The organism is uncultured Nisaea sp. (genome assembly GCF_963974195.1).
GTDB lineage: Bacteria > Pseudomonadota > Alphaproteobacteria > Thalassobaculales > Thalassobaculaceae > Nisaea.
This window is the reverse complement of the sequence record NZ_CAXBDC010000039.1, coordinates 1-12,734: the sequence shown is the minus strand read 5'-3', so window position 1 is coordinate 12,734 and position 12,734 is coordinate 1. Positions and strand designations below refer to the sequence as shown.

Annotated in this window: 11 protein-coding genes; 8 read left to right on the top strand and 3 right to left on the bottom strand. The window is 60.0% G+C overall.

The window, feature by feature from the left end; genetic code table 11:
- Positions 1-21 precede the first annotated feature (21 nt).
- The 3 genes from AAC126_RS10455 to hemB form a co-directional block, all read right to left on the bottom strand.
- The gene (locus AAC126_RS10455; RefSeq protein WP_339853049.1) at positions 22-1,359 is read right to left on the bottom strand and encodes a HAMP domain-containing sensor histidine kinase; all 1,338 of its coding nucleotides are present in this window, start codon (positions 1,357-1,359) and stop codon (positions 22-24) included.
- 30 nt (positions 1,360-1,389) lie between these two features.
- The gene (locus AAC126_RS10450) at positions 1,390-2,175 is read right to left on the bottom strand and encodes a substrate-binding domain-containing protein (RefSeq protein WP_339853047.1); all 786 of its coding nucleotides are present in this window, start codon (positions 2,173-2,175) and stop codon (positions 1,390-1,392) included.
- 174 nt (positions 2,176-2,349) lie between these two features.
- Entirely contained in the window at positions 2,350-3,399 is a 1,050-nt protein-coding gene (gene hemB / locus AAC126_RS10445) for a porphobilinogen synthase (protein WP_339853044.1), read from the bottom strand.
- Positions 3,400-3,622: 223 nt separating this feature from the next.
- Here hemB and AAC126_RS10440 point away from each other — a divergent pair, with 223 nt between their 5' ends.
- The 8 genes from AAC126_RS10440 to dnaE form a co-directional block, all read left to right on the top strand.
- Positions 3,623-4,774: an acyl-CoA dehydrogenase family protein gene (locus tag AAC126_RS10440; protein WP_339853042.1), complete on the top strand. Its 1,152-nt coding sequence runs from the start codon at positions 3,623-3,625 to the stop codon at positions 4,772-4,774.
- A complete protein-coding gene (locus AAC126_RS10435; RefSeq protein ID WP_339853041.1) occupies positions 4,771-5,838 on the top strand; it encodes an enoyl-CoA hydratase/isomerase family protein in 1,068 nt (355 codons plus the stop codon). Before AAC126_RS10440 ends, AAC126_RS10435 begins: the two co-directional genes overlap by 4 nt.
- Positions 5,839-5,902: 64 nt before the next feature.
- Positions 5,903-6,784 (top strand): 3-hydroxyisobutyrate dehydrogenase, encoded by an 882-nt coding sequence (gene mmsB / locus AAC126_RS10430; protein ID WP_339853039.1) that lies wholly within the window; start codon positions 5,903-5,905, stop codon positions 6,782-6,784.
- A gap of 82 nt (positions 6,785-6,866) precedes the next feature.
- Positions 6,867-7,388: a MarR family winged helix-turn-helix transcriptional regulator gene (locus AAC126_RS10425; RefSeq protein ID WP_339853036.1), complete on the top strand. Its 522-nt coding sequence runs from the start codon at positions 6,867-6,869 to the stop codon at positions 7,386-7,388.
- A 190-nt stretch (positions 7,389-7,578) separates the two neighbouring features.
- Complete coding sequence (gene proS, locus AAC126_RS10420; RefSeq protein WP_339853035.1) at positions 7,579-8,898, top strand: proline--tRNA ligase; 1,320 nt, start codon at positions 7,579-7,581, stop codon at positions 8,896-8,898.
- A 27-nt stretch (positions 8,899-8,925) separates the two neighbouring features.
- Complete coding sequence (locus tag AAC126_RS10415; protein ID WP_339853033.1) at positions 8,926-10,170, top strand: lipoprotein-releasing ABC transporter permease subunit; 1,245 nt, start codon at positions 8,926-8,928, stop codon at positions 10,168-10,170.
- Entirely contained in the window at positions 10,163-10,912 is a 750-nt protein-coding gene (locus AAC126_RS10410) for an ABC transporter ATP-binding protein (protein WP_339853032.1), read from the top strand. The genes AAC126_RS10415 and AAC126_RS10410 overlap by 8 nt, the downstream gene beginning before the upstream one ends.
- A gap of 106 nt (positions 10,913-11,018) precedes the next feature.
- The coding region (dnaE, locus tag AAC126_RS10405; RefSeq protein ID WP_339853031.1) for a DNA polymerase III subunit alpha at positions 11,019-12,734 on the top strand (1,716 nt) is incomplete at its 3' end.

Below are 12,734 nucleotides of genomic sequence, written 5' to 3'. Positions count from 1 at the left end.
AACGGGGCGGTTTCTGGCTTGCTACAGCGCCAGACGTGAATGCGAAACGTCTGGCGCGCCCAGGTTTTCTTCCTGTGACCCGCTCGGGAAGCTGATGATGACCTTGGTGCCGGTGCCGGGCTGACTAAGAATGTCAAAGGTGCCGTTGTGCAGCTTTGTCAGGGCCTCCGCGAGCGGTAGGCCGAGCCCGGTTCCCTCGGCTGCAAGCGATGCATTGCGCGCAACCTGCTGGAACGGTTTCAGCGCGACCTTGATCTCGCTTTCGGTCATGCCGACGCCGGTATCCGTGATGATGAATGTCAATCTTTCGTCGGGTGAATGCGTGACTTCGCATGTGACCGACCCGCCGGTGGGCGTGAACTTGATGGCATTCGAAAGCAGGTTGAGCAGAATTTGGCGGACACGGATGCGGTCGAGCATGGCGAGGAACGGCTCTGTCTCTTGATGTATCAGTTTGATCTCGATCTGCTTGCGGGAAGCAAGGTCTGACATCAGGCGGATACATTCGTTCGCCAGGCTGATACCGCTGGTAGGTGTCCGTTCCAGTTCTTGCTGTCCGTTTTCGATTTTGGCCATGTCCAGGATTTCGCTGACCAATTCGAGCAGATGCTTGCCGCTGACATTGATATCGTCGGCGTACTCTTTGTACTTGGCGGGCAGGTCGCCGAGATAACCGCCGGAAATCAGATCCGAGAAGCCGATAATCGCATTGAGTGGAGTCCGTAATTCGTGACTCATGTGGGTCAGGAATTCTGATTTTGCCTGTCCGGCGGCTTCGGCCTGGGAGCGCTGTTCGTTCGCCGTATTGAGGGCTTTCTGTGTCAATTCGACCTGTTGGCGCAGCGAGGATTCCGTTTCTGCCAGAGAAAGGGCGGTTTTTCGCAAGGCGCGGAGCGGAACGGACCTCAGAAACACATAGAACAGAGCGGCAATACCGCAGGTGAACAAGCTGAACGTCGTGATGTCGCGGATGAACTTTTTCAGCGATAGCCTGATTGCGACATATGCAACCGCCCGCCCGCTTTCCGTTACGGCTATTCGGCTGGTCAGCACGGGGGACAGGATCTCGGGGCCGGTCTCGGCCAGTATTTCTCCGTCAGTGTCCAGAAGGGCCTGATGTGTCGCGTTGTCGGGATTCGCACGTGCCAGCAATTCCGGCAGACGGTGACCGGCATATTTCCATCGGGCGCCGTTTCTGTAGGCGTACCGGGCGACAGTGTTGGCCGATATGGTTGCTTTGTATTCGGCGACTTCCGTGAGTTTCCGGTATTCAAAAAAGCCAAAGACCGTCAGGGGGACGAGCCCAATGACGATGGCCAGCACTATGGCCAGCTTTTCGATCAGTGCGATGAGCTTCATCGGTCTGAGGTTTAAAGACATGAAACGATCTTAGTCAGATGGAGCTGCCCCCATGCTGATGATCATTTTCCGCCCCTCCGGAGATATCATCTCCTGGGCGAGTTTCAGTGCGAGGCGTGTCGGGTCTTTCGGTAGAATGAGGCAGACCCGCAGGGAAAACGGATAGCTCTGATCAGAGACCGTGGCCGCACTGGGCATAACCCCATCTATGGAAACCAGATTGAGATCGAGGTCTTCTGCCTTGATTTGCAGCAACGTCATGATGGCAAGGGAGCCGGAAATTTTGCCAACGAGCCCCGCATTGATCTGATCGCTTGTTCCTATCGCGACATCGGGACGCTTGAAAGCCGCCTCGAATTGTTCTCCGAGGCCAGGAACCTGCGAGGCAAGATAGGGGATCTCTGACCCGCTGCGGGACCGCAGAATGATTTTAAGCTGTGTCCCGTCATTCCATTTGGGCAGGGCGTTCCCATAGATTTCTGGGAGTTCATTCCGGTTGAAATTGCCCGGGGCTGGATGTGTCGTGGCAAAAACCAGTGGCGTGCGCATGCAGTGAGCTTCGTGGAGTCCGTGCGCCTTTTCGGACTCTTTCAGGTTTCGCGCTGAGAATGACGCTCCGATCACACCATCGCGCAGGGCTTTCAGGCCACCTCCGGATCCCATGCTGGGCAGAACGATGACCTTGTCCGCGGGAGAGTCTGCGTGAATCTGACTTCCAAGCTTAGCGGCGATCCCAAGTGCGATGCCTGTGCCGCTGACGTCGATCGTGTCAGCTTGGGCGCCTGTTCCAGAGGATATGGAAGAGATGGTCAGCAATATTCCCGCCGCGAACGGAAGGGAAAATTTATAAATACGCATATGCTCGTCACCCTGCCCTTGACATAACCGCATGGGCGCAGCCCGCCCATGTCCTTTTTCAGGATGGTATAGGGCCCAATGGTTGACGGGTGATTAAGGGGGGCGACTTATTGGGCAAATATCAGGGGCGGGTCAGCCCGCCTTCAACCGCTCCGCCACCTCGATTGCGAAGTAGGTGAGGATGCCATCAGCGCCCGCGCGCTTGAAGCCGAGAAGGCTTTCCACCATGGCCCGTTCCCGGTCGATCCAGCCATTCAGACCGGCAGCGGAGATCATCGCGTATTCGCCGCTCACCTGATAGGCGTATGTCGGCATGGAGAAGGTGTCCTTCACCCGGCGCACGATGTCGAGATAGGGCATGCCCGGCTTGACCATGACCATGTCCGCGCCCTCGGCAATATCAAGCGCGACCTCGCGCAGGGCTTCGTCCGTATTGGCCGGATCCATCTGATAGGTGGATTTGCTGGCTTTACCAAGGGTGCCCGACGAGCCGACGGCGTCCCGGAAAGGGCCATAGAAGGCGGAAGCATATTTTGCCGAATAGGCCATGATCTGCACATTGTCGAAGCCGTGTGCGTCAAGGGCCTTGCGGATCACGCCGATGCGTCCGTCCATCATGTCCGACGGCGCGACAATGTCGCAGCCGGCGCGGGCCTGGGCCAGTGCCTGACGGCACAGGATCTCGACGCTCTCGTCGTTCAGGATGCGATCATCCTGGAGCACGCCGTCATGGCCGTGGCTGGTATAGGGGTCGAGGGCAACGTCGCACAGCACGCCGATATCCGGCACGGACGCCTTGATCGCGCGAACGGCTTCACAGACCAGATTGTCGTCCCGCTCGGAATAGCTGCCGGTTTCGTCTTTCAGTTCCTGCTCGGTAAAGGGGAAGAGGGCGACCGCTGGAATGCCAAGATCGCGCGCCTTGCCGACAATCTCCGGCAGCCGGTCGACGGAATAGCGGAACACACCGGGCATCGAAGCGACAGGTTCTTCCAGACCATGACCCACGCGCACAAAAACCGGCCAGATCAGATCATCGACGGACAGCCGATTTTCCGCCACAAGCCGGCGCGACCAGTCGGTCTGCCGGTTCCGGCGCATCCGGATCGACGGGAATCCCGGACCTGTATGCAGGGGCGTTTCGGTCGTGGACAGGTGCGGGGCGGATCCGTTCAGGGGCATTGTTTTGAGCCTTGTTCGTTAACCAGCAGGCGTTTCTCTCGTCACGGATGTTAAAGCGGAGAAGGGCCGGTGAAAAGGCACGGGTTGTCGCACGGGCCGTCGCAGGCGGCGGAATGTCCGGCGCGAGGCTGGCGCGAGCATTGAACACCGGCCGGGCGCCCCTTATGATCCGCGCCGGAAACACATGCTGCAAAGAACATGTGCCGGTCATGGAGGATTGTAGATGGATTTCCAGCTGAACGAGGAACAGCGCGCCATTCAGGATATGGCCCGCGCTTTCACGGCAGAGCATTTCACCCCGAACGCGGCGCGCTGGGACGAGGAAGAGATCTTCCCGGTGGAAGAGATTCGCAAGGCAGCGGAACTCGGGCTGGCCGGAATCTATGTCGGCGAGGAGCATGGCGGCTCCGGGCTGAGCCGGCTGGATGCGGCGATCATTTTCGAGGAATTGTCCGCCGGATGTCCCTCGACTGCGGCTTATATTTCGATCCACAACATGGTTTCCTGGATGGTGGATCGGTTCGGCTCGGACGAGATCCGGGCGCGGTTCCTGCCAAAGCTGACCTCCATGGAACAGATGGCGAGCTACTGTCTGACCGAGCCCGGAGCAGGTTCCGACGCCGCCTCGTTGAAAACCCGCGCCACACCGGAGGGGAACAGCACCTTCAGGATGTCCGGCGCCAAGGCCTTCATTTCCGGCGGGCCGACCAGCGATCTCTACGCCGTCATGGCCCGCACCGGTGGCGACGGAGCCGGTGGTGTGTCCTGCCTACTGGTCGAGCGCGGCTCGGAGGGACTTTCCTTCGGCAAGAAGGAACGGAAGATGGGCTGGCATAGCCAGCATACCTCCATGGTGAATTTCGAGGATTGCCCGGTACCGCGGGATAATCTCGTCGGTAACGAGGGCGACGGCTTCAAGATCGCCATGGCCGGGCTCGATGGCGGGCGGATCAATATTGCCGCCTGTTCCCTCGGCGGTGCCCGCGCAGCGCTTGAGGCGGCATTGTCTTATGCTGCCGACCGGGCCCAGTTCGGCAAGAAGCTCAATGAATTCCAGGCCATTCAGTTCAAGCTTGCGGACATGGCGACGGAACTGGATGCGGCCCGGCTGATGGTGCACCGGGCGGCGGACAGTCTGGACCGGAAAACCCCGGACGCGACGAAGCACTGCGCCATGGCGAAACGCCTGGCGACGGATCTCTGCTCGCGGATCTGCAATGAAGCCCTGCAGATCCATGGCGGATACGGCTATCTTGGTGACTTCCCGCTCGAACGGCTGGTTCGTGACCTGCGCGTTCACCAGATACTCGAAGGTACCAACGAAATCATGCGTGTGATCATCGCGCGCAAACTCCTCACGGAATGGAATCAATGACGGAAGACGTTCGTTTTGAAGTTCAGGGCGCCATTGGCTGTATCACCCTGGACCGCCAGCGCGCCCTGAATTCGCTGACACTGGACATGATCCGGGCGATGCAGGTGCAGCTTGACGCCTGGGCCGAAGATCCGAAGGTCGGGGCCATCCTGATCGAGGGGGCCGGAGAAAAGTCCTTTTGCGCCGGTGGAGACGTGGTCGCCGTGCGTCGCTCGCGGCTGGAAGAGGGCGAGACGGGCAAGCCGACCCAACTGATGCTGGATTTCTTCGGTGAGGAATATCGTCTGAACCGGTCGATTTCCGACTACCCGAAGCCCTATATCGCGCTGCTGGACGGTGTGACGATGGGTGGCGGTGTTGGCATTTCGGTGCATGGCAATTTCCGGATCGCGACCGAGCGCACGCTCTTCGCCATGCCGGAAACCGGTATCGGCCTGTTTCCCGATGTCGGCGGCGGCTGGTTCCTGCCGCGCTGCCCGGGCGAGCTCGGGACCTATCTCGCGCTCACCGGTGCGATGGTGAAGGCCGCGGACTGCCTTTACATAGAGGCGGCTACGCATTTCATGCCCAGCGAGACGTTGCAGGCATTGCGGGGGGAATTGGTAACGCTTGATCTCGATGGAGACGCGGCGGGCCGGATTTCCGTTCTGCTGTCCGAGCATGCGATTCCCGCTGAAGATGCGCCCTTGGCTGAGCACCGTGCCGTGATCGACAGCGCGTTTGCCCATGACCGGGTTGAGGATATCCTCGCGGCCCTGAAGGCGGATGGCGGCAGCTTCGCTGAAGAGACCGCTGCCATGCTGGAGCACCGTTCTCCGACCAGCCTCAAGGTCACACTGGAAATGGTGCGCCGGGGCGCGCGTTGCGCCAGCCTGGCCGAGGATCTGGCGATGGAATTCACCATGGTCCAAAGCTTCATGATCGCCGATGACTTCTTTGAGGGGGTCAGGGCATTGCTGGTCGACAAGGACCGGACGCCGAAATGGACGCCGTCGACACTTGAGGCGGTCACGCCGGAGATGGTCGCGGCTTATTTTGAATCAGACGGCAAGATCGGACTCTGACCGGAAAAGCGGAGCCGCGCGGGCCCTGACCATAAGAAAACAATAAGGACGAGGGAGCTAACACATGACCAGTATCGCATTCATCGGGCTTGGCAATATGGGCCTGCCAATGGCGAGGAACCTGCTGGGCGCGGGCCATGACGTGCGCGGCTTTGATCTTTCCGCGGAAAGCCTGGAAAAACTCACTTCCGCAGGCGGTACGGCGGCGTCAAGCGCGGCCGACGCCGTGAGCGGTGCCGAGGTGGTGGTCACCATGCTGCCGGCGGGAAAGCATGTCCGGGCGGTCTATGAGGAGAGCGTTTTCCCGAATGCGGCTGCGGGAACTCTCTTCGTCGATTGCTCGACCATCGATGTGGATACCGCGCGGGCGGTGGCGGCGGATGCCGCGGCTAAAGGTTTCCCCATGCTTGATGCGCCGGTTTCCGGCGGCACCGGCGGAGCCGAGGCAGGCACCCTGACTTTCATGGTCGGCGGCGAGGATGCGGCGTTCGAGCGCGCCAGTCCGCTGCTCGACATCATGGGGGCGACAATCGTCCATGCAGGCGGCAGCGGCAGCGGTCAGGCAGCCAAGATCTGCAACAACATGGTGCTCGGCATTTCAATGATTGCCGTGTCCGAAGCCTTCGCTCTTGCGGACAAACTCGGTTTGGAGCGACAGAAGCTCTTCGACATCAGCTCGAAGTCTTCCGGACAGTGCTGGGCGATGACAAGTTATTGCCCGGTTCCGGGGCCGGTTCCGACGTCTCCGGCGAATCGGGACTATCAACCTGGCTTCAGCGCGGCGATGATGCTGAAGGATCTGGATCTGTCGCAACAGGCTGCGAAATCCGCCAAAGCCACAACCCCAATGGGGGAAAAGGCAGCGGAATTCTACGGAAACTTTGTTGCAGAGGGGAATGGCGGCCTGGATTTCTCTGCTGTCTTCAATAAACTTCGCGGCAATTAGGTTGCGTGTTACGTGTTTTTGACGTTACAAGAACGAGCACTATTGTAACTAATTCATAGCTAATATTGGAGTTCGGAGGCTTATGTCGGGCGTGACGACACCGGACCAGAATACAGCGGACCCTTCCGCGATCAAAAACGAGTACTTGGAAGCGATCAAACTGATCGAGCGTCTTCACAGACAATTTCTTGAAGTTGTGAAGATGGAGCTCGACCGGAAGGGGATCGAAGACATCAACAACATCCAGGCCCTGATATTGTTCAATATCGGGAGCGAGGAACTGACGGTGGGGGAGCTGACGAACCGGGGTTATTATCTCGGCTCGAACGTGTCCTACAACGTCCGCAAGATGGTCGAGAACGGTTATCTCGCGCAGGAACGATCCGCGCATGATCGCCGGTCGATCCGGGTGAAGCTCTCCGACAAGGGGCTGGAGCTTTGCGGATTTGTCACCGAAATGTTCGATCGCCACGCTTCGGCGCTAGGGGACTCCGGCGGAAGCCCCGATCGTCTGAACGAGTCGAGCACGGTGTACCGGGAGCTCGAGCGATTCTGGATGGGGTTGCTCAATTTCGGGATCAGGGGCGGTATGCCGCCAGTTTGATACCTGTTCAGGCGTGTCTGTCCGGGCATGTCTGGAAAACCAATAAATCAGCGAAAACGCGGCCGATTGACGGGCCGCGTTTTCGTTTGGACAGCCGAAAAGGCTTTCCATAGAGTGTCGCGGCGCTATGCCGCCCCGTTACGCCGCTCCGTGCGGTCAGGGACAAGACTTCCAGACCACAGAGGATTCCATGCGTCTTTCCGCTTATTTTCTGCCCACGCTGCGTGAAAATCCGAAGGAGGCGCAGATCGTCTCCCACCGCCTGATGCTGCGCGCCGGGATGATCCAGCAATCCAGCGCCGGGATCTATTCCTGGCTCCCGCTCGGCTACAAGGTTTTGCGCAAGATCGAGCAGATCGTCCGCGAGGAACAGGACGCGGCCGGTGCCCAGGAAGTCCTGATGCCGACCATCCAGTCGGCCGATCTCTGGCGCGAAAGCGGCCGGTATGACGATTACGGCAAGGAAATGCTGCGGATCGAGGACCGGCACGGGCGCGACATGCTTTACGGGCCGACCAACGAGGAACTGATCACAGACATCTTCCGGACCCATGTGCGCAGCTACAAGGCGCTGCCGCTGATGCTCTATCACATCCAGTGGAAGTTCCGGGACGAGGTACGCCCCCGGTTCGGCGTGATGCGGGGCCGTGAATTCCTGATGAAGGATAACTATTCCTTCGACACGACCTATGAAGGCGCGGTGGACTCCTACAACAAGATGTTCGTCGCCTATCTGAAGACCTATGCCCGCATGGGGCTGAGCGCGATCCCGATGAAGGCCGATACCGGCCCGATCGGCGGCGATCTTTCCCATGAGTTCATCGTCCTCGCCGATACCGGTGAGAGCGGCGTGTTCTACGATCAGGCCTGGGAGAACCAGGATTTCGCCAACATGAACGTGAATTACGCGGACATGGACGAGGTGAATGCCATCGTCGAGCGTTATACGTCACTCTATGCCGCGACCGACGAGAAGCATGTTCCGGGCGAGGCACCGGTGCCGGAGGAGAACCTGAAGGAACGCCGGGGCATCGAGGTTGGCCAGATCTTCTATTTCGGCACCAAATATTCCGCCCCGCTGAATGCCATGGTCTCGGCGCCGGAAGGCGGGGACGTGCCGGTGCATATGGGCTCCTACGGTGTCGGGGTTTCCCGTCTGGTGGGCGCGATCATCGAAGCCAGCCATGACGACAAAGGCATCATCTGGCCGGAACAGGTCGCTCCCTTCACGGTTGGCATCGCCAATCTGAAAACCGACGATGAGGGATGCACATCGGTCTGCGAAGACCTATATGCCAAGCTCTCGGCTGCCGGTATCGAGACGTTGATCGATGATCGGGACGAGCGTCCCGGCGCGAAGATGGCCAATCTCGATCTTATCGGCGTGCCGTGGCAGATCCTTGTCGGACCGCGCGGACTGAAGTCCGGTGTGGTCGAGGTGAAGAACCGCAAGAGCGGCGACGTCGAGGAAATGACACCGGAAGCGGTCCTGAACAGGTTCGCTTCCTGATTGGGGTCCGGCTCTAAGGGGTTCTTAATGTTCGGCATTTTTGAGCGCATGGTCGCCATGCGGTATCTGCGCTCCCGCCGCCAGGAAGGTTTTATCTCCGTCATTGCGGGGTTTTCCCTGCTCGGCATCGGTCTCGGGGTTGCGACCCTGATCATCGTCATGTCGGTGATGAACGGCTTCCGGGCGGAACTGGTCGGCCGGATTCTTGGCCTCAATGGCCATATGTCGGTCTACAGCAAGGGCGCCCCGATCGAGGGCTTTGATGAGCTGGCTGTCCGGATCGGTGAAATACCGGGCGTGCTGACGGTCACGCCGCAGCTTGAGGGCCAGGTCATGGCCATGGCGAACGGCATTGCCTCGGGCGCTCTGGTGCGTGGTCTCAGGGCCAGCGCACTGCTCAGCCGGCAGATCGTGCCCGACAACATCATCGCCGGGTCGCTGGAGGAATTCAGCGGCAAGAGCGGGGTGATCATGGGGGCAAGGCTGGCGCGCCGTCTCCGGGTTGGCGTGGGTGACAAGATCACCCTGATCTCGCCGAGCACCACGACCACCGTGATCGGCAGTGTGCCGCGGATGCGGGCCTTCACGGTCGCGGCGCTCTTCAATGTCGGCATGTATGAATACGACAATACCTTCATCTACATGCCGCTGAAGGCCGCCCAGACCTTCTTCAAAAGCGGCGATGCGGTGAACGCGGTCGAAGTGATGGTGAACGACCCGCAACAGGTCGACGAGGTCCGTATCCCGCTCCGAAAAGTGATTGGCGTGGATAAGTATTCGCTCGACTGGAAGCAGCAGAATTCGAGCTTTTTCAATGCGCTGGAAGTAGAGCGGAACGTCATGTTCCTGATCCTGACGCTGATCATTCTGGTGGCTGCCTTCAACATCATTTCCTCGATGATCATGCTGGTGAAGGACAAGGGGCGGGATATCGCCATCCTGCGCACCATGGGGGCGTCCAAGGGTATGGTGATGCGGATTTTCTTCATGTCCGGGGCCAGCATCGGTGTGATCGGGACGATCGGCGGGACCATCCTCGGGCTGGTGTTCTGCGACAATATCGAATCCATCCGTCAGGCCCTGCAGAGCCTGACAGGAACCGAGCTGTTCTCGGCGGAGATCTATTTCTTGTCGAAGCTGCCGGCCGAAGTCGACGCGCTCGAGGTGATCACGGTGGTTTCCATGGCGCTGTTCCTGTCTTTCGCCGCGACCATTTACCCGGCCTGGCGTGCATCCCGGCTCGATCCTGTGGAGGCCCTTCGCTATGAGTGATTCGGGGCCGGACGGGAAGCCGATGTCCGATATTGAGCGGATTGCGCGTGGCGGGACGACAAGCGACGCCGTGCTGGAGTTGCGCGGCGTCTCCCGCAGCTTCAAGGAAGCCGGGGGAGTTCTGACGGTTCTGCACGATATTGATCTCAGCCTCAAAGCGGGTGAGGTGACGGCGCTGGTCGGGCCATCCGGTGCGGGCAAGTCCACCTTGCTGCATATCGCGGGCCTGCTGGAGCCGCCGAGCACTGGCGAGGTGATCTTCCAGGGTGAATATTGCAGCCAGGCAAGCGAGGCAGAGTGCACCCGGATCCGGCGGGACGGAATTGGCTTCGTCTATCAGTTCCATCACCTGCTGCCGGAATTCTCGGCGCTTGAGAATGTGATGATGCCGCAACTGATCTCGGGCCTGTCGAAAAGCGAGGCGCGGGATCGGGCCAGGCAGCTGCTTGAGCTGGTTGGCCTGGAAAATCGCGAAACCCATCGCCCGGCGAAACTGTCCGGCGGTGAGCAGCAGCGGGTTGCTATCGTCCGCTCCATTGCGAATGTACCCGCTGTGCTTCTGGCCGATGAGCCGACAGGCAACCTCGACCCGCAAACCGCGGACGAGGTTTTCAAGCAGCTTCGCCGGATTATCTCGGCAACGGGAATCGCAGCCCTGATCGCTACGCACAACCTCGAGATCGCCCGCTCCATGGACCGGATCGTGGAGTTGCGGGACGGCACGCTAAAATCAATAAAGTAAGCAATATCAAAATTTTATGCGCGGCTTCCAGGTGTTCGCCTGTTGTTCATGCTGACGCTCCCGCGGGGCTGTGAAACAATCCCGGACCTGCTGTTAAGAGGGCCGCATGTCTCACGCTGATTTCGTTCATCTCCGCGTCCATTCCGCCTACTCGCTTGCCGAAGGCGCAATCAAGGGCAAGGAGCTGGTTTCGCTCGCCACCAAGAACGCGATGCCGGCGGTGGCGATGACCGACAGCGGCAATCTTTTCGGCGCGCTGGAGTTCGCTGTAACGGCCTCCGGAGCCGGCGTGCAGCCGATTGTCGGGGCGCAGCTCGCCATCCGCCGGCCAGACACGGAACCGCGCAGCGGTCTGAAAGTCGTCGGCGGTACGGCGCATATGCCAAACCAGACCGATCAGATAGTGCTGATTGCCCAGACAGATGCAGGCTACCGCAATCTGATGGATCTGATCAGCCGGTCCTTTACCAAGACCGACCCGGGCGAGTCCCCGCAGATACCGTTCGATGATCTGGAAGGGCGGAGCGACGGGTTGATCGCACTGACCGGCGGCCCGGAAGGGAAGATCGGGCGACTGTTGCTGGACAACCGGGCGGAAGAGGCGGAAACCGCGCTGCTGGATCTGAAAGCGTTGTTCGGTGACCGGCTGTATGTCGAAATCCAGCGTCATTTTACGGATGCCGAGAGGCGCACCGAAGCGCCTTTCCTCGATCTTGCCTACAAGCATGACATCCCGCTTGTGGCCACGAACGAGTGCATGTTCGCGACCGAAGCCATGTATGAGGCGCATGACGCGCTGCTGTGCATTGCCGGGCGCACGGTGATCGGCAATCCGAACCGCCGCCGTGTGACACCGCACCACCGGTTCAAAAGCGCGGCGGAGATGCGGGAGCTGTTCTCCGATCTGCCGGAAGCAGTGGACAACACGCTGGTCATTGCCCGGCGCTGCAGCTTCATGCCCGAGAAACTGGCGCCGATCCTGCCGCCCTTCGATACGGTTGGCGGCCGTAACGAAGCGGAGGAATTACGGGCACAGGCCGAGGAAGGGCTGAAAAAGCGGCTGGAAGGTTATGTCTTTACCGAGGACATGGACGAGGCCACCCGCGCCGAGGTGGCACAGCCCTACCATGAGCGTCTCGACTTCGAGCTCGGCATCATCGAGCAGATGGGCTTTCCCGGATACTTCCTGATCGTCGCGGACTTTATCGGCTGGGCCAAGGAACGGAACATTCCGGTCGGCCCGGGCCGTGGATCCGGTGCGGGCTCTCTCGTCGCCTATTCGCTTCTGATTACCGATCTTGACCCGCTGCGCTGGGGGTTGCTGTTCGAACGCTTCCTCAATCCGGAACGTGTCTCGATGCCTGACTTCGATATCGACTTCTGTCAGGACCGCCGGGGCGAGGTGATCGACTATGTGCAGCAGCGCTATGGCCGCGACAAGGTCGCCCAGATCATCACGTTCGGTAAGCTGCAGGCCCGCGCGGCCCTGCGCGATGTCGGGCGTGTCAGGGAAATGCCCTACGGTCAGGTAGACCGGATCTGCAAACTGGTGCCGAACAACCCGGCGAACCCGGTGACACTTGCCGAGGCGCTGGATGTCGAGCCGGAGCTGAGGAAACAGCGGGACGAGGATGAGGAAGTTGGCGATCTGATCAGGATCAGCCTGCAACTCGAAGGTCTGTATCGTAACGCTTCGACCCACGCGGCCGGTGTGGTGATCGGCGACCGGCCGCTGCATGAGCTTGTCGCGCTCTATCAGGACCCGAACTCGGACATGCCGGCGACCCAGTTCAACATGAAATGGGTGGAACAGGCCGGGCTG

Coding starts and splice junctions, on each gene's coding strand:
- AAC126_RS10455 (WP_339853049.1), bottom strand. CDS start 1,359: ATGAAGCTCATCGCACTGATCGAAAAGCTGGCCATAGTGCTGGCCATC.
- hemB (WP_339853044.1), bottom strand. CDS start 3,399: ATGCCCCTGAACGGATCCGCCCCGCACCTGTCCACGACCGAAACGCCC.
- AAC126_RS10440 (WP_339853042.1), top strand. CDS start 3,623: ATGGATTTCCAGCTGAACGAGGAACAGCGCGCCATTCAGGATATGGCC.
- AAC126_RS10435 (WP_339853041.1), top strand. CDS start 4,771: ATGACGGAAGACGTTCGTTTTGAAGTTCAGGGCGCCATTGGCTGTATC.
- mmsB (WP_339853039.1), top strand. CDS start 5,903: ATGACCAGTATCGCATTCATCGGGCTTGGCAATATGGGCCTGCCAATG.
- AAC126_RS10425 (WP_339853036.1), top strand. CDS start 6,867: ATGTCGGGCGTGACGACACCGGACCAGAATACAGCGGACCCTTCCGCG.
- proS (WP_339853035.1), top strand. CDS start 7,579: ATGCGTCTTTCCGCTTATTTTCTGCCCACGCTGCGTGAAAATCCGAAG.
- AAC126_RS10415 (WP_339853033.1), top strand. CDS start 8,926: ATGTTCGGCATTTTTGAGCGCATGGTCGCCATGCGGTATCTGCGCTCC.
- AAC126_RS10410 (WP_339853032.1), top strand. CDS start 10,163: ATGAGTGATTCGGGGCCGGACGGGAAGCCGATGTCCGATATTGAGCGG.